Genomic DNA, 16,395 nt, shown 5'->3' with positions numbered 1-16,395 from the left:
CCCCACCGCGTCGCGGTGGGGGCGCTCCCGTGTCGTGCCGTCCTGCCTAGTTGTCGCCGTCCTCGTCGATGAGGAAGCCGCGCATCGGGGCCGGGGCCTGCTGCATCGGCTGCATCGGCTGCGGCGGCTGGGGCCGCACCGAGGCCATCGGCTGGGTCATCCCGGCCGGGGCCATCTGCTGGGCACCGGAGGGCTGGCCGCCGAACGAGGGCTGGCCGGAGCCGCCGCCGAACGACTGGTTGCCACCGAAGGACTGGCCGCCGCCGAAGGAGGGCTGGCCGCCCCCGAAGGACGGGCTGCCGGTGGACGCCATCGACGACGCGGCCGGCGGCAGCGAGGCGGTGGCGGGGATCCGCGGCGGGGCGAGCGAGTCGTCGGCCTGCGACTCCAGCTGGCGCAGCTGGGTCTCCAGGTAGGACTTCAGGCGGGTGCGGTACTCGCGCTCGAAGGCCCGCAGGTCCTCGACCTTGCGCTCCAGCGTCGCGCGGGCGGACTCCAGCGAGCCCATCGCCACGCGGTGCTTCTCCTGCGCGTCCCGCTCCAGCGCGTCGGCCTTGGCGCGGGCGTCGCGCTCCAGGCCCTCGGCGCGGCTGCGGGCCTCGCCGACGATCTTGTTGGCCTCGGAACGGGCCTCGGAGATCGCCTGGTCGGCGGTCTGCTGGGCGAGCGCCAGCACGCGGGCCGCGCTGTCGCCGCCGGGACCCTGCTGCTGCATCGGGGCACCGAGCGGGCCGCCGAGCTGCTGCTGCATCGGGTTGCCCATCGGGGCGAGCTGCTGCTGGCCCCCCATGGTCTGGCCCATCTGCTGCTGGCCCATCGGCTGCATCTGCTGCTGGGGGTGCTGCATCTGCTGCATCGGGTTGCCCTGGCCGGGGAGCTGGCCCTGCATGCCCATCGGCTGCAGCATCTGACCGCCCATCGGCTGGACCAGCTGCTGCTGGCCGCCCATGGTCTGGCCCATCTGCTGCTGCTGCATCTGCTGCATCTGCTGCATGGGAGCGCCCTGGCCCTGGTGCTGGCCCTGCATCGGGCCGCCCTGGCCGGCCGGCAGCTGCGGAGCGCCCGAGGGCAGGCCCAGCGGCTGCTGGCCCATCTGCTGCTGCTGTCCGGGGCCCTGCTGGCCGGGGACCGGCGGGCCGGATATGGCCGCGGGGACGGGCGCGCCGGGGCGCGCGTTGTCCTGCGGCTGCTCCTTGCGCATGTTCGCCTGGTTCTGCGCGGCGGCCCGGGTCGCGGCGGCCAGCTTGGCGCGCAGGTCCTCGTTCTCGCGGAGCAGACGGGTCAGTTCGGCTTCGACCTCGTCGAGGAAGGCATCGACCTCGTCCTCGTCATAGCCTTCGCGCAGGCGGACGGTCGTGAACTGCTTGTTCCGAACGTCCTCGGGGGTCAACGGCATCTCTTCACCTCAACGTGATCGTCGGCACACTGGCATCCTGCCGCATCGCTCACCACGGCAGCTGCTGCACGAGCGAGATCAGGACATACACAATGATCATCAGTACGAAGAAGGACAGGTCGAGCGCCACGCCCCCGAGACGCAACGGCGGGATGAACCGCCGCAGGAGCTTGAGTGGCGGATCCGTGACAGTGTACGTGGCCTCCAGGACCACGACCATGGGCTTCCCGGGTCGCCACGAGCGGGCGAACTGGAAGACCCAGTCCATGACCAGGCGGAAGAGCAGAACCACCAGGAAGACGGTCAGTGCGTAGTTGAGCACTGCCCCCACGATCCCCATCGGGTATCCCTCTCCCAGTTCCGTCCGACTCTGCTTGCTTCACGACTGCCAGGTCACTCACTGTCCATCAGGTCCACACATGACGTCGTGGCCGGGTCAGCTCTGGTTGAAGAACCCACCCTCGGCGATCCGTGCCTTGTCCTCCGCCGTGACATCGACGTTAGCAGGCGACAGCAGGAACACCTTCTGTGTCACGCGCTCGATACTGCCGTGCAGACCGAAGACGAGTCCAGCGGCGAAGTCTACGAGGCGCTTGGCGTCGGTGTCGTCCATCTCGGTCAGATTCATGATCACCGGGGTGCCGCCGCGGAACTGTTCCCCGATGGTACGGGCCTCGTTGTAGGTCCTCGGGTGCAGCGTGGTGATGCGGTAGGGCTCCCGCTCGTTGACGACCTTGGGCATGATCACCGGTGCGCTCTTCTCCAGGTTCTGACGGCGTTCGGGTGTGATGGACGACACGGGGGCCATCCGCGGCGGCTCCTGCCGGATCGGCACGGCGGCCGGCACCGGCTGGGGCGCGATCGAGGCGACCTGCGCCTGGGGTGCGGCGGCGGGCCGCGGGATGTCCTCGGTCCGCCCGGTTCGGATCGGCTCGGGGTCCGTGTCGTAGTCGTCGTCCGGGTCGTAACCCTGACCGTCGTACGTCTCGTCCTCCACGAGGCCGAGGTAGACCGCCATCTTGCGCATTGCGCCGGCCATGCTCCTGTCCTCCGCTCTGTGGTGGATCGGCTTCGTCACCGGCCAGGCCCGCGTGCCACCGCCTCCTTCGAGTACGGTGGATCACGCGGGACCGCGGTCCGCTCACTTCCCGTCAGACCTCGGCTACCCTCAGCCGATGACCCGTCAGTCCGTGTGCGTGGCCGCGGACATACGATCCACGATTGGTTGTCATTCTGCTGAGAGTGGCCGCGTCAGGACGAGCCATTGATTTGTCCTGATTTGTCCTGCAGTCTGATCTACTACCCGGTGACGTTACCCGAGCCGTGACCGCGCGCCGAGTACCGCCGTACCGACGCGTACATGTGTCGCTCCGGCCGCGATCGCCTGCTCGAGGTCACCACTCATCCCTGCCGAAACCATCGTGGCAGCAGGATGGCTCGCCCGTACGGCGGTTGCGATTTCCGTCAGCCGCGCGAAGGCCGCCGCCGGATCGCCGGCCAGCGGGCCCGCCAGCGGGGCCACCGTCATGACGCCGTCCAGGCGCAGCCCGGGCGCCTGGGCGATCTTGTCGGCGAGGGCGGCGACCTGCTCGGGCGCCACCCCGGCCCGGCCCTCCCCCTCGCCCGCCTCGCGCTCGAGCGCGACCTGCACGAGGCAGCCGAGGTCGGGCCGCTCGGCCCGCCGCACCGCCTCGGACAGCGCCGTGACCAGCCGGTCCCGGTCGACCGAGTGAATGTGGTGTGCGTAGCGCACCACCGAGCGCACCTTGTTGGTCTGCAACTGTCCGACGAAGTGCCAGGTCAGTGGCAGGTCCGCGCAGTCGGCGGCCTTGGGGGCGGCGTCCTGGTCGCGGTTCTCGGCCACCTCGCGCACGCCGAGCGAGGCCAGCAGCCGGGTGTCGGAGGCCGGGTAGGTCTTGGTGACCACGATCAGGGTCACCTCCGAGCGCGGCCGCCCGGCCGCCTCGCAGGCGGTGGCGATCCGCTGCTCGACGTCGGCGAGCCCGGCCTTCAGCTGCCCGAGCCGGTCGGCCGGGAACTCGGCGTCCTGCTGGTTCGTCATATCTCCTGCCCGTCACACACGACGATGCCCACCCCAGCCCGAAGGCGAGGTGGGCATCGAGTCCTGCCCAGATCGTATGAAGTATTACTTCAGGAAGTCCGGCACGTCGAGCTCTTCGGCCGGGCTCTCCACGTACGGCAGCCGGGTCGGCTGCACCTGCGGCGGGACGGGCGAGGCCTGCGCGGTGTCGCTCTTCGAGGTCAGCGGCGAGCCCTCCTCGGAGCGGCCCGTCACCGACCCCATGCCGCCGTAGGGGCGGGTGGCCGGGCGCTCGGGCGCGGCGGCCGCGGGGGTGGTCGACTTGACCACCGGGTCGCGCACGATGGCCGGCGGCTGGCCGCCGTCGAACCCGGCCGCGATCACGGTGACCCGCACCTCGTCGCCGAGCGCGTCGTCGATGACCGCGCCGAAGATGATGTTCGCCTCGGGGTGCGCCGCCTCGCTGACCAGCTGCGCGGACTCGTTGATCTCGAACAGGCCCAGGTCCGAGCCGCCGGAGATGGAGAGCAGCACGCCGCGGGCGCCGTCGATGGACGCCTCCAGCAGCGGCGAGGAGATGGCCATCACCGCGGCGGCCTTGGCCCGGTCCTCGCCGCGCGCCGAGCCGATCCCCATCAGCGCGGAACCGGCGTCCGACATGACCGACTTGACGTCGGCGAAGTCGAGGTTGATCAGGCCCGGGGTGGTGATCAGGTCGGTGATGCCCTGGACGCCCGAGAGCAGCACCTGGTCGGCCGAGCGGAACGCGTCCAGCACGCTGACCTGGCGGTCCGAGATGGAGAGCAGCCGGTCGTTCGGGATGACGATGAGGGTGTCGACCTCCTCGCGCAGCCCGGCGATGCCGTCCTCGGCCTGGTTGGCGCGGCGCCGGCCCTCGAAGGTGAAGGGGCGGGTGACCACGCCGATGGTGAGCGCGCCGAGCGAGCGGGCGATGTTGGCCACCACGGGCGCGCCCCCGGTGCCGGTGCCACCGCCCTCGCCGGCCGTCACGAAGACCATGTCGGCCCCCTTGAGGACCTCCTCGATCTCCTCGCGGTGGTCCTCGGCCGCCTTGCGGCCGACCTCGGGGTTGGCGCCGGCGCCCAGCCCCCGGGTGAGTTCGCGGCCCACGTCGAGCTTGACGTCGGCGTCGCTCATCAGGAGGGCCTGCGCATCGGTGTTGATCGCGATGAACTCGACGCCCTTGAGACCGACCTCGATCATCCGGTTGATGGCGTTCACACCACCGCCGCCGATACCGACGACCTTGATGACTGCGAGGTAGTTCTGCGGTGCTGCCACGTCGAAGGCCCTCTCGCCTCGAATTTCCGGGTCGGTTCTCGGGGTCGTGAAAACCGACGGATGTCGATGGGTGGGGAGCCCGGTTCCTGACTGAATGTCCGAAATGGAGACCGCCGACCCGAACCCTAAACTTGACGTTGAGGGTTCACGCTGTGCTCGTCCCCGAATCCCGAAGACGTCTCAGATCCCTGCGGAACACAGCCTGGTGACACAGGACACTAAGTGCCGGGCGGGCCCGTGTTCAACGAACACGCCGAGCTTCCCTTTTTTCTTTTGAGCCTATGTGATCATTGCCCCGCCGTACGAGCCGGGGTAACCACCTAGGGTCGGCCCATCATCGACGAGTCGTCAATGGTGCCACCGACGGATCGTCAATGGCGCCCCCCAGGTAAAGAACCTACCGGATAACGGGTCAGCCGGAGATCGCCGGGGCGTCCGGGGCGCTGACGTCGTACGCCGAGGCCTTCTGCCGCATCAGCGCCAGCAGCACCTTCGCCTTGCGCTCGGTGCGCTCCGCGCTGCCCCACCGCACGGTGGCCCCGCCGGTGAGGTGCAACTCGATGTCGTCGTACGAACGAACCTGCAGCGAACCGGCCTGCTTGGCCACCTCGGGCGGCAGGGCGGCCGCCACCTGCACGGCGCCCTGGATCAGGGCGGCCTGCGGCAGCACCCCGGTGGCGTCCTGGGCGGCCTGGCTGAGCTGCAGTTCCACCACCGGCACCCCCGCCGGCGGGGCCGGCTGGGTGGCGAAGCTCACCCCGCCGGCATCCACCTGGGTGAACTGGCCGTCCGCCCCCTTGACGGCGGCGACCGCCTGGCGCTCCACCACCTTCACCCGAAGGGTGTGCGGCCAGCCCCGCCAGACCTCCGCCTTCGCCACCCGCGGGATCGCCTCGACCCGCAGCCTTATGGCGTCCAGGTCCACCCGGGCCAGCGGCCCGTCCTGGACCGGCCCTATCGCCTCGCGCACCTGGTCGACCGTCAGCTGGTCGTTCCGCAGGCCCTGGACGGCCACCGAGCGGACGTCCAGGACCGAGGAGAAGAAGAAGATCCACCCGGCCAGCCCCAGCGCGCCCACGACGAACGCACCGAGCACCACGACGCCGCGCCTCGAGAGCCGCAGCCGGGTCAGCGGCTCCTCCTCCTCCAACGGATCGTCAGGGGCGTCAACCACGACGGCGGCCGCCGCGGGCGGCGTCGATCGCCTCGTACACCATCTGGACCAGCAGGTCGTCCGCGTCCCGGCGGCCGAACTCGGCCGCCGCCCGGCTCATGTCCCACAGCCGCTGCGGGTCGGTCAGCACCGGCAGGACGTTCTGCAGCACCCAGTCCGGGGTCAGCTCGGCGTCGTCCACCAGCAGGCCACCGCCCGCCTTGACCATCGGCTGGGCGTTCAGCCGCTGCTCGCCGTTGCCGATCGGCAGCGGGACGAAGGCGGCCGGCAGGCCGACCGCGGCGAGCTCGGCGACCGTCATGGCACCGGCCCGGCAGAGCATCAGGTCGGCGGCCGCGTAGGCCAGGTCCATCCGGTCGACGTAGGGCAGCGCGCGGTAGGGCGGCATGCCGGGGATGTCGTCGATCTGCGGCAGCTCGTTCTTGGGACCCACCGCGTGCAGGATCTGCACGCCGTACTGCTGCAGGCGCGGGGCGATCGCCTGCACGGTCTCGTTGAGCCGGCGGGCGCCCTGCGAGCCGCCGGAGACCAGCAGCGTGGGCAGCCGCTGGTCGAGGCCGAAGTAGTGCCGGGCCTCGGGGCGCACCGCGTTGCGGTCCAGGGTGGCGATGGTGCGGCGCAGCGGGATGCCGATGTAGCGCGAGTCGCGCAGCTTGCTGTCGGGGGTGGAGACCGCGACGAAGTCGGTGTAGCGGGCGCCGATCTTGTTGGCCAGGCCCGGGCGGGCGTTGGCCTCGTGCACCACGATCGGCACGCCGGCCCGCTTGGCGGCCAGGTAGGCGGGCATCGCCACGTAGCCGCCGAAGCCGACCACGGCGTCCGCCTGGACCCGCTCGATGATCTCCTGGGCCGCACGCACGGTGCCGCGCAGCCGGCCCGGCACGGTGATCAGCTCGGGGGTGGGCCTGCGCGGCAGCGGCACGGCCGGGATGAGCTCCAGGTGGTAGCCGCGTTCGGGCACCAGCCGGGTCTCCAGGCCGCGCTCGGTGCCGAGCGCGGTGATGCCGATGCTGGGGTCGTGCCTGCGGAGCGCGTCCGCGAGCGCCATTGCGGGCTCGATGTGTCCGGCGGTGCCCCCGCCGGCGAGTACGACATGCACCGAAATTCACCGCTCCCTGCGCGGCGGCCGGGCGGCCGGGCGCGCTGTGGTTCGTCGTCGTGGCAGCACCCGGCGCAGACCTGTCCTGAACCGGGACTTCGAGCTCCGGGCGGCGAGCGCCGCCTTCGCCCCCGGGACGCTGCGTGCGAAGCAGAGCAGCATCCCGAGCGCGCACATGGCCGACAGCATGGCGGACCCGCCGTAGGAGAACAGCGGGAGGGGTACGCCCGCGATAGGCAGCAGTCCCAGCGCCGACCCCAGGTTGATCATGGCCTGGGCCATGATCCACGTGGTGGCGGCTCCCGCGGCGTACCTGACGAAGGTGTCCTTCGTACCGATGGCCACACGGATACCCGCATACCCTAGTGCCGCGAAGAGACCGATCACCGACAGCGTCCCCACCAGACCCAGTTCCTCGCCGGTCGCGGCGAAGATGAAGTCGGTGTGTGCCTCGGGGAGCAGGCCCCACTTCTCGTAGCCGGCGCCCAGTCCGGTGCCGAACGGGCCGCCCAGGCCGAAGGCGTACAGGCCGTGCAGGGCCTGGAAGCAGTCGTGGCCCGGGACCGGGGTGGTGGTGCCGATGCAGGCCAGGCGGTCGAGCCGGTGCGGCACGGTGATGATCAGCGCGGTGCAGGCCACCACCGCGATGCCCAGGGTGGCCACGAAGAGCCGCAGCGGCGCACCGACCATCCAGAGCAGCGCGAAGACCATCGCCACCAGGATCATCGAGGTGCCCATGTCGCCGCCGAGCATGATCAGCATCAGCAGCACCAGCGCGCCCGGCACCAGCGGCACCAGCAGGTGCTTCCACTGGGTGAGGGTGCCCGCCTTCTGCTTGCGGGCCAGCAGGTCGGCCGCCCAGAGCAGCAGCGCCAGTTTGGCGAACTCCGAGGGCTGCACCTGGAAGAAGCCGAAGTTCAGCCAGTTCCGGTTGCCGTTGACCTTCATCCCGATGCCCGGGATCGCCACCAGCACCATGGCGCCGATCGAGCCCAGCAGCACCGGGTAGGCGAGCACCCGGTGCACGGCCGCCGGCACCCGGGCCGCGGCCACCAGCAGCACCGAGCCGAGCAGCACCGCCACCAGCTGCTTGCGGAAGTAGTAGGGCCCCGGTAGCCCCTGGTGGATGGCGGTGATGTTGGAGGAGGAGAAGACCATGATCAGGCCGAGCACCACCAGCAGCGAGGCCGAGCCCAGGATCAGGTAGTACGGCGTCAGCGGACGCCCCAGGGTGTAGCGCAGCCGCTCGCGCAGCGCGCGCAGCCGGCCGGTCAGGCCCTCGGCCTTGAAGACGGTGCTGGTCGCCGAGATCAGCGCGGGACCGGCGGCGCCGCCCTGCGGGGGTGCGGTGGTGTCCGCCCTGCCCTGACCCGCCACCGCGCCGTCCCTTCTGTGTTGTCGCCCGCTCGCCTCCGGGCCCTCTTGACCCGGCGCCGACGTCATTCGCCCGCTCGCCTCCGGGCCCTCTTGACCCGGCGCCGACGCTCCTCGCTCCTGCGCTCCCTCGTACCTCGGTCGGTACTCGCCCGCTCGCCTCCGGGCCCTCTCAGCCCGGTGCCGACGCTCCTTGCTCCTGCGCTCCCTCGTACCTCGGTCGCTTGTCGCTCGTCACTTTCGGCACCGGCGGGCCCTTCTGCTCGGGGCGGGGGTCGCTCGTCGCTTTCGGCACCGGCGGGCCCTTCGGCTCGGGGCGGGCGCTCCGGGGGCGGGCCCGTGGCGCGGGCGGCGCCCGGGGTTGGCCCTTTGCCGGGGCCCGGGGGTGCCGCTCCCGTTCCGGGGTGGGCCCTTTGACCTGGGCCCGCCCCGGAGAGTGCTCCGCTCGTCAGTCCGTCAGTTCCAGCACCGCTGCGGCGAAGAGGTCGCCCCGCTCGCCGTAGTTGGTGAACATGTCCATCGAGGCGCAGGCCGGGGCGAGCAGCACGGTGTCGCCCGGGTGGGCGAGCCCTGCGGCCGTCCGTACCACCTCGGCCATCGCCACCGCGCCAGTCTGGCCTTCGGCCACGTCGATCACTGGTACATCCGGGGCGTGTCGCGCCAGCGCCTCGCGGATCACCGCGCGGTCCGCGCCGATCAGCACGACGGCCCGCAGCCGGGTGGCGGCCTGCTGCACCAGCTCGTCGAAGGTCGCGTCCTTGGCCAGGCCGCCGGCGATCCACACGATCGGGTCGTAGGCGGCCAGCGAGGCCGCCGCCGCGTGGGTGTTGGTGGCCTTGGAGTCGTCGATGTAGGTGACCTCGCCGACCTCGGCGACGTGCGCGATGCGGTGCGCGTCGGGGCGGAAGGCACGCAGCCCCTCGCGGACCGCCCGGGTGTCCACGCCGTAGGCGCGGGCCAGCGCGGCGGCCGCCAGCGCGTTGGCGATGTTGTGCGGGGCCGGCGGGTTGACGTCGGCGACCGCGCCGATCTCGGCCGCGCTCTTCGCGCGGTCCGGCACGAAGGCGCGATCCACCAGCAGGCCGTCCACCACGCCGAACTGGGAGAGCCCGGGCGCGCCGAGGCCGAAGCCGATCGCCCGGCAGCCCTCCTCGACGTCGGCCTCGCGGACCAGCTCCTCGGTGGCGGGGTCGGCCAGGTTGTAGACGCAGGCGACCTGGTTGCCCTGGTAGATCCGGCCCTTGTCGGCGGCGTAGGCCTCCATCGAGCCGTGCCAGTCCAGGTGGTCGGGCGCCAGGTTGAGCACGGCGGCCGAGTGCGGGCGCAGCGTGGGCGACCAGTGCAGCTGGTAGCTGGAGAGCTCGACCGCGAGCACCTCGTAGGGCGCCCGGTCGCCGGTGGCCTCGCCGTCGGCCTCGAAGCCGGCCAGCACCGCGTCCAGCACCGAGACCCCGACGTTGCCCACGGCCGCCGTGCGCCGGCCGGCCGCGGTGAGGATGGAGGCGAGCATCTGGACCGTGGTGGTCTTGCCGTTGGTGCCGGTGACGGCCAGCCAGGGGGCCGGCTCGCCGGTGGCCGCCAGCGGCCGGCGCAGCCGCCAGGCCAGTTCGACGTCGCCCCAGACGGGCACGCCGGCGGCGGCCGCGGCCACGAAGAGCGGGCTGCTCGGCGGCCAGCCGGGCGAGGTGACGACCAGCCGGGTGCCCTCGGGCAGGCTCGCGCCGTCGCCCAGGCGCACGGTGACGCCGGTCAGTTCGGCAGCCCGGGCGCGCAGCGCGGGTCCGTCACCGCCGTCCACCACGGTGACCAGCGCGCCCAGGTCGCGCAGCACCCGGGCCGCGCTCACCCCCGAGACGCCCAGGCCCGCGACGGTGACCGGCAGGCCCTGGTAGTCGAGCTCGCTCAACTCGTCACCCATCCCGCGTAGAAGAGGCCGAGGCCGACGGCCACGCACAGGCCCTGGATGATCCAGAAGCGGACCACGATCAGCACCTCGCTCCAGCCCTTGAGCTCGAAGTGGTGCTGCAGCGGGGCCATCTTGAAGACCCGCTTGCCGGTCATCCGGAAGGAGCCGACCTGGATGATCACCGAGAGGGTGATGATCACGAAGAGGCCGCCGAGCAGCGGCAGCAGCAGCTCGGTGCGCGAGCAGATCGCCAGACCCGCCAGCGCGCCGCCCAGGGCCAGCGAACCGGTGTCACCCATGAAGATCTTGGCCGGCGAGGTGTTCCACCACAGGAAGCCGAAGCAGGAGCCCATCAAGGCCGCCGCGACCACCGCCAGGTCGAGTGGGTCCCGCACTTCGAAGCAGTTGGCGGTGGCCCGCGAGGCGATCGCGCAGGACTGGCCGTACTGCCAGACGCCGATGAAGACGTAGGCGCCGAAGACCATCACCGAGGCGCCGGTGGCCAGGCCGTCCAGTCCGTCGGTGAGGTTCACGCCGTTGGACATGCCGGCGATCATGAAGTACGCCCACATGACGAACAGGACCGGGCCGAGCTTCCAGCTGAAGTCGTGCACGAAGGAGAGGCTGGTGGAGGCCGGGGTCTGACCGCGGCTGTCGCTGAACTGCAGCGACAGGACCGCGAAGGCCAGGCCCACCAGGGACTGTCCGAGCAGCTTGGCCTTGGCCCGCAGGCCCAGCGAGCGCTGCTTGACGACCTTGATGTAGTCGTCCAGGAAGCCGACCAGGCCCAGGCCCGCCATCAGGAACAGCACCAGCAGGCCCGAGGCCCGGGGCTGCTCGCCTGTTATCACCTTGGTCAGCGCGTAGGCGATCAGGGTGGCCAGGATGAAGGCGATGCCACCCATGGTGGGCGTACCGCGCTTGCTGTGGTGCGCCTTGGGGCCGTCGTCACGGATCATCTGGCCGTAGCCGTGCCGGGCCAGCAGCCGGATCAGGGCCGGCGTGCCGAACAGCGACAGCAGCAGGCCGATCATCCCGGAGAAGAGGATCTGCTTCACTGGGCGCCGCCGTCCGCCAGCAGTGCCTGCGCGACCCTTTCGAGACCCACCGAACGGCTGGCCTTCACCAGCACCACGTCCCCTGGCCGCAGCTGACCACGCAGCAGCTCGACCGCCGCGTCCGCGTCGGACACCAGCACCGACTCCTCACCCCACGAACCTTCGTTCCTCGCGCCCAGTTCCATCCGGGCCGCCTCGCGTCCGCCCACCGCCACCAGCTTGGTGACGTCCAGTCGCACCGCGAGCCGCCCGATGGCGTCGTGCTCGTCGAGGCTCTCCTCGCCGAGCTCCCGCATCTCGCCGAGCACCGCCCAGGTACGGCGGCGCTCCGCGCCGCGGCCGCCCATCGTGGCCAGCGCGCGCAGCGCGGCCCGCATCGACTCCGGGTTCGCGTTGTACGCGTCGTTCACGACGGTCACACCGTCGGCCCGGTCGACGACCTCCATGCGCCAGCGGGACAGCGCACCCGCCTCGCCCAGGGCGGCGGCGGTGTCGTCGACGGACAGTCCGAGCTCCATCGCCACCGCGGCGGCGGCGAGGGCGTTCGAGACGTGGTGCTCACCGTACAGGCGCAGTTGGACCGGTGCGGAACCGGCCGGGGTGGTCAGCGTGAACGATGGACGGCCGGTGGAGTCCAGGCGAACGTCCTGTGCCCGCACGTGTGCGTCCCGACTCTCCCCGAACAGCACCACCTTGGCCCGGGTCCGCGCGGCCATCGCGCGCACCAGCGGGTCGTCGGCGTTCAGCACGGCCGTGCCGTCCGCGCTCAGCGACTCCACCAGTTCGCCCTTGGCCTGCGCGATGCCCTCCTTGGAGCCGAACTCGCCCAGGTGCGCGCTGCCGACGTTCAGCACCAGGCCGATCGAGGGGCGGGCCAGGTCACAGAGGTAGGCGATGTCGCCCTTGTGCCGCGCGCCCATCTCCAGCACCAGGTACCGGGTGTCGAGTTCGACCCGGGTGGCGGTCAGCGGGAAGCCCAGCTCGTTGTTGAGCGAGCCCTCGGTGGCCACGGTGGGGCCCAGCCGGCGCAGCAGTTGGGCGATCAGGTCCTTGGTGCTGGTCTTGCCGGCCGAACCGGTCAGCGCCACCAGCCGGGCACCGTCGGCCCGTTCGGTCACCGCCCGGGCGAGCTTGCCCATCGCCGTCTGGACGTCCTCGACCAGCACGGCGGGCACGCCCACCTCGCGCTCGGCCAGCACCGCGGCGGCGCCGGCGGCCACCGCGCGCTCGGCGTAGTCGTGCCCGTCCACGTGCTCACCGCGGAAGGCCGCGAAGAGGCCGCCCGGCTGCACCTTGCGGGAGTCGATCGCCAGCTCGGCGGTGACCCGGGTGTCCGGGTCCGTCGACTCCGCGAGCCGTCCGCCGGTGACGGCGGCCACCTCGGCCAGGGTCAGTGCGATCACGGCTGCTCCACTCCTCGGTCGGGGTGCGTGTGCGCGATGGCCTCGCGCAGCACCTCCCGGTCGTCGAACGGGCGGACCTCGCCCTGGACGTACTGGCCCAGCTCGTGGCCCTTGCCGGCCACCAGCACGGTGTCGCCGGCGTGCGCGCGGGCCACCGCGGCGGCGATCGCCTCGGCGCGGTCCGGCACCACCAGCACGTCGCCGCGCTCGGCTTCGGGGACCTCGGCGGCGCCGCCGAGCATCGCCGACAGGATCGCCAGCGGGTCCTCGGAGCGCGGGTTGTCGGCGGTCAGCACCGCGGTGTCGGCCAGCCGCGCGGCGCTGGCCCCCATCGGGCCGCGCTTGTACGGGTCGCGGTCGCCGCCGCAGCCGATCACCACGTGCAGCCGGCCCTTGGTGACCTCGCGCAGCGACTCCAGCACGGCCTTGAGCGCGTCCGGCTTGTGCGCGTAGTCCACCACCGCGACGAACGCCTGCCCGGCGTCCACCCGCTCCAGGCGGCCCGGCACGCCCGGCACCGCCGCCACCCCGGCCACCGCCTCGGCCAGCGGCAGGCCCGCGGTCACCAGCGCGGTGATCGCGGCCAGCGCGTTGGAGACGTTGAACGGACCGGGCAGCGGTGCCACCGCGTCCGCCCACTGCCCGTCGGGGCCGAGCACCTTGAAGGTCGAGCCGATCGGGCCCAACTGCACGTCCACGGCCCGCCAGTGGGCGTCGGCCGCCCCCGAGGCCGAGAAGCCGACCACCGGGATCCGCGCCTCGCCGGCCAGCCGGCGCCCGTACGGCTCGTCCAGGTTGACCACCGCCACCTTGGCCCGCTGCGGCTCGAAGAGCCGTGCCTTGGCCCGGTAGTAGTCCTCCATGTCCGGGTGGAAGTCCAGGTGTTCGGGCGTGAGGTTGTTGAAGACCGCGACGTCGTAGGAGACCCCGTCGGCGCGTCCGAAGACCAGCGCGTGGCTGGAGACCTCCATCACCACCGCGTCCGCGCCGCGCTCGCGCATCACCGCGAGGATCGCGTGCAGGTCGGTGGCCTCCGGCGTGGTGCGCTCGCTCTTGATCCGCTCGGCGCCCACCCGCATCTCGACCGTGCCGATCACCCCGGGCACCCGGCCGGCGCCCTTGAGGCCGCCCTCGACCAGGTACGAGGTGGTGGTCTTGCCGTTGGTCCCGGTGATGCCGATGGTCAGCAGCGCCTGCGAGGGGTCGCCGTAGACCCGCGCGGCCAGCGCGCCCATCCAGGCCCGCGGCTGCTCCACCACCAGCAGCGGCACGCCCGCGTCGCCCGCGCCCGCCGCACCGGCCGCGTCGGTGAGCACCGCGACGGCGCCCGCGGCGACGGCCGGCCCGATGTACGCGGCACCGTCGTGGGTGGCCCCGGTGATGGCCACGTACAGGTCGCCCGGGCGGACCGCGCGCGAGTCGTGGGTGATCCCGGTGACCGGCGCGCCCTCGACCGCCGCCAGGCCCAGCAGGCGGGCGAGCTCGGCGAGCGGGACCGGCGCCGTCGTCGGGCGGGGTGGGCTCACACTGGTTTGGTCTGATTTCGGCACGGCGGGCAGGCTATCGGCCAAGGGGCGGTCAGAGCCAAGTGAGCCCTGGGGCGACCCCTGGGACTCCCGGGGCGGGGCACCAGGGGGTGTGACCGGCTTCACAGGGCGGGCGGGGTCGGTGCTCATGGCTCAGGGCTTCCACTCGACGGGCAGGTTGGGGGGCTGGCTCCCGCTCGGCGGCACCTGCAGGGTCTTCAGGGTGAACTCCATCACCTGCTTGAAGACCGGCCCGCAGAGCTGGCCGCCGAAGTGGCCGTTGACCGGGTTCTGGATCACGCAGGAGACGGTGACCCGGGGGGCCTCGGCGGGGGCGAAGCCGATGAAGGAGGCGGTGTAGCCGTTGTAGGTGCCGGTCCTGGGGTCCACCCGGTTGGCGGTGCCGGTCTTGCCGGCCACCCGGTAGCCGGGGATCTGCGCCGCGTTGCCGGTGCCCTGCTCGTCGGTGACCACCGACTCCAGCATCTCGCCCAGCGTCTTGGCGGTCTCCGGCTTGACCACCCGGGTCTGCGCACCGGGCGCCGCCGGGGTGTAGCGGCCGTCCGGTCCGGTGGTGCCCTGGACCAGGCTGGGCGCCACCCGCACCCCGCCGTTGGCGATGGTGGAGAAGACCGAGGTGGCCTGCAGGGCGTTGACCGACAGGCCCTGGCCGAACGGGATGGTGTACTGCTGCGAGCCCTTCCAGTCCTCCGGCTTGGCCAGCAGGCCGCGGGTCTCGCCGGGGAAGTCCAGCCCGCTGGGCTGGCCGATCCCGAACTTCTGCAGGTAGCCGCCGAGCACCGCGTTCGCCTCCGGCTGGGTCCTGCCCAGCTGCTCGGCGGCCTCGATGGTGCCGATGTTGGAGGACTTGGCGAGCACGCCGGCCAGCGTCAGGTACCAGGTGCCGTGCGCGACGTCGTCGTGGAAGACCTGGTCCGAGCGCTGCAGGGTGCCCGGGACGGTCACGTGGGTGTCCCAGCTGGCCGTGCCGGTGTCCAGGACGGCCGCCATCGTCATCAGCTTGGCCGTGCTGCCGGGCTCGTAGGCGTCCTGCAGGGCCGGGTTGCCGAGCTGGTCGGGCCTGGCGCTGCTCAGGTCGTTGGGGTTGAAGCCGGGCGAGGTGGCCATGGCCAGGATCTGACCGCTCTTCACGTCCTGGACGATCACGTAGCCGCGGTCCGCGCCGGCCGCGGTCACCTGGTCGGTGATGGCGCGCTGGGCGGCCCACTGGATGTCCCGGTTGATCGTCAGGCGCACGTCGCTGCCGGGCACCGCGTCCTTCTCGGTGCTGCCGCCCCCGGTGGGGATGGGCTGGCTGCCGGAGACCGCCGAGGTGCGGTGGCCGTCCTGGCCGGCCAGCTCCTTCTGGTACTGCAGTTCCAGGCCGCCGGCCCCGGTGCCCTCGCCGTTGACGAAGCCCACCAGGTTCGCCGCCAGGCCGTCGGCCGGGTAGCTGCGCGCCGTGGTGGCCTGCGAGAAGACGCCCTCCAGCGGGTTGACGCAGGCGTTGTCGACGGTGGTCCGCCCGCCCTGGTCGGCGGGCTTGGCGAGCTGCGCCTTCTGGGCCCGGCAGGCGGCGGTGTCGGTCTTCTTCGTCAGCGCGGTGCGCAGGTCCATGATCTGGTTGCGGGTCTGCGGGCTCTGCCGCAGCGCCAGCGTCAGGCCGCGGGTCCTGGGGGTGCGCAGCTTGGCGACGACCTTGTCCCGGGGCATGGCGAGGATCGGCGCCAGCAGGTCGGCGGCCTGCTCCGGGCCGTCGGGGACGTGCAGGGCCTGCGGGGTGAACATCGTCGGGTCCACGGTGATGTCGTACGCGTCCAGGGTGGTGGCCAGCGCCACCCCGTCGGAGGACGTTATCGAGCCGCGCGCGGCGCGCAGCGGCACGTCGACGTAGCGGTAGGTGCTGGCGGCGGTGGAGAGCGCGCCGGAGTCCAGCAGCTGGATCTGCACCAGGCGCCCGGCGAAGACCGAGAAGACCACCGCCAGCGCGACCATCACCACCCGCAGCCGGCGCCGGGGGTCGGCGAGCTTGAGCCGGCGCGGCTGCGGACGCGCGGGGGCCGGGCGGCGGGTGCCGGCCTGCGCGGGCCGGGCCGCGGGCCGGGCGGTGCGCGGG

The 16,395-nt window shown here is 72.2% G+C and carries 13 protein-coding genes; all 13 read right to left on the bottom strand.

Translation table 11 applies throughout. From position 1 onward, the window contains the following. Positions 1 to 46 precede the first annotated feature (46 nt). Positions 47 to 1,396, bottom strand: coding sequence for a DivIVA domain-containing protein (locus ABD323_RS18360; RefSeq protein ID WP_344442765.1), 1,350 nt, complete (start codon positions 1,394 to 1,396; stop codon positions 47 to 49). Positions 1,397 to 1,445: 49 nt separating this feature from the next. Beyond that, positions 1,446 to 1,736, bottom strand: coding sequence for a YggT family protein (locus ABD323_RS18355; protein WP_344442763.1), 291 nt, complete (start codon positions 1,734 to 1,736; stop codon positions 1,446 to 1,448). Between the two features lie 96 nt (positions 1,737 to 1,832). Then, positions 1,833 to 2,435 (bottom strand): cell division protein SepF, encoded by a 603-nt coding sequence (locus ABD323_RS18350; RefSeq protein ID WP_344442762.1) that lies wholly within the window; start codon positions 2,433 to 2,435, stop codon positions 1,833 to 1,835. 273 nt (positions 2,436 to 2,708) lie between these two features. Beyond that, complete coding sequence (locus ABD323_RS18345) at positions 2,709 to 3,458, bottom strand: YggS family pyridoxal phosphate-dependent enzyme (protein ID WP_344442760.1); 750 nt, start codon at positions 3,456 to 3,458, stop codon at positions 2,709 to 2,711. Between the two features lie 84 nt (positions 3,459 to 3,542). After that, entirely contained in the window at positions 3,543 to 4,739 is a 1,197-nt protein-coding gene (gene ftsZ / locus ABD323_RS18340; protein ID WP_344442758.1) for a cell division protein FtsZ, read from the bottom strand. A gap of 412 nt (positions 4,740 to 5,151) precedes the next feature. Then, the gene (locus ABD323_RS18335; protein WP_344442757.1) at positions 5,152 to 5,913 is read right to left on the bottom strand and encodes a cell division protein FtsQ/DivIB; all 762 of its coding nucleotides are present in this window, start codon (positions 5,911 to 5,913) and stop codon (positions 5,152 to 5,154) included. After that, positions 5,906 to 7,012: an undecaprenyldiphospho-muramoylpentapeptide beta-N-acetylglucosaminyltransferase gene (gene murG, locus ABD323_RS18330; protein WP_344442756.1), complete on the bottom strand. Its 1,107-nt coding sequence runs from the start codon at positions 7,010 to 7,012 to the stop codon at positions 5,906 to 5,908. Before murG ends, ABD323_RS18335 begins: the two co-directional genes overlap by 8 nt. 6 nt (positions 7,013 to 7,018) lie before the next feature. Then, positions 7,019 to 8,455 (bottom strand): putative lipid II flippase FtsW, encoded by a 1,437-nt coding sequence (ftsW, locus tag ABD323_RS18325; RefSeq protein WP_344442755.1) that lies wholly within the window; start codon positions 8,453 to 8,455, stop codon positions 7,019 to 7,021. 379 nt (positions 8,456 to 8,834) lie between these two features. After that, positions 8,835 to 10,304, bottom strand: a complete 1,470-nt coding sequence (murD, locus tag ABD323_RS18320) for a UDP-N-acetylmuramoyl-L-alanine--D-glutamate ligase (RefSeq protein WP_344442754.1) — start codon at positions 10,302 to 10,304, stop codon at positions 8,835 to 8,837. After that, positions 10,289 to 11,350 (bottom strand): phospho-N-acetylmuramoyl-pentapeptide-transferase, encoded by a 1,062-nt coding sequence (gene mraY / locus ABD323_RS18315; protein ID WP_344442753.1) that lies wholly within the window; start codon positions 11,348 to 11,350, stop codon positions 10,289 to 10,291. The genes murD and mraY overlap by 16 nt, the downstream gene beginning before the upstream one ends. Continuing rightward, positions 11,347 to 12,753 (bottom strand): UDP-N-acetylmuramoyl-tripeptide--D-alanyl-D-alanine ligase, encoded by a 1,407-nt coding sequence (locus tag ABD323_RS18310; protein ID WP_344442752.1) that lies wholly within the window; start codon positions 12,751 to 12,753, stop codon positions 11,347 to 11,349. Before ABD323_RS18310 ends, mraY begins: the two co-directional genes overlap by 4 nt. Next, on the bottom strand, positions 12,750 to 14,429 hold the full coding sequence (locus ABD323_RS18305; protein WP_425556054.1) for a UDP-N-acetylmuramoyl-L-alanyl-D-glutamate--2,6-diaminopimelate ligase: 1,680 nt from the start codon (positions 14,427 to 14,429) through the stop codon (positions 12,750 to 12,752). The genes ABD323_RS18310 and ABD323_RS18305 overlap by 4 nt, the downstream gene beginning before the upstream one ends. A 3-nt stretch (positions 14,430 to 14,432) precedes the next feature. Then, positions 14,433 to 16,395: peptidoglycan D,D-transpeptidase FtsI family protein (locus ABD323_RS18300; RefSeq protein WP_344442750.1), on the bottom strand; the 1,963-nt coding region annotated here is incomplete at its 5' end.

The sequence above is a fragment of the Kitasatospora nipponensis genome (genome assembly GCF_039528135.1).
Lineage (GTDB): Bacteria > Actinomycetota > Actinomycetes > Streptomycetales > Streptomycetaceae > Kitasatospora > Kitasatospora nipponensis.
The sequence above is the reverse complement of the archived record's forward strand: the minus strand, read 5'-3'. Positions and strand labels throughout refer to the sequence as shown.

Coding starts and splice junctions, on each gene's coding strand:
- ABD323_RS18345 (WP_344442760.1), bottom strand. CDS start 3,458: ATGACGAACCAGCAGGACGCCGAGTTCCCGGCCGACCGGCTCGGGCAG.
- murD (WP_344442754.1), bottom strand. CDS start 10,304: ATGGGTGACGAGTTGAGCGAGCTCGACTACCAGGGCCTGCCGGTCACC.
- ABD323_RS18350 (WP_344442762.1), bottom strand. CDS start 2,435: ATGGCCGGCGCAATGCGCAAGATGGCGGTCTACCTCGGCCTCGTGGAG.
- ABD323_RS18360 (WP_344442765.1), bottom strand. CDS start 1,396: ATGCCGTTGACCCCCGAGGACGTTCGGAACAAGCAGTTCACGACCGTC.
- ABD323_RS18355 (WP_344442763.1), bottom strand. CDS start 1,736: ATGGGGATCGTGGGGGCAGTGCTCAACTACGCACTGACCGTCTTCCTG.
- ftsW (WP_344442755.1), bottom strand. CDS start 8,455: ATGACGTCGGCGCCGGGTCAAGAGGGCCCGGAGGCGAGCGGGCGACAA.
- ABD323_RS18305 (WP_425556054.1), bottom strand. CDS start 14,429: ATGAGCACCGACCCCGCCCGCCCTGTGAAGCCGGTCACACCCCCTGGT.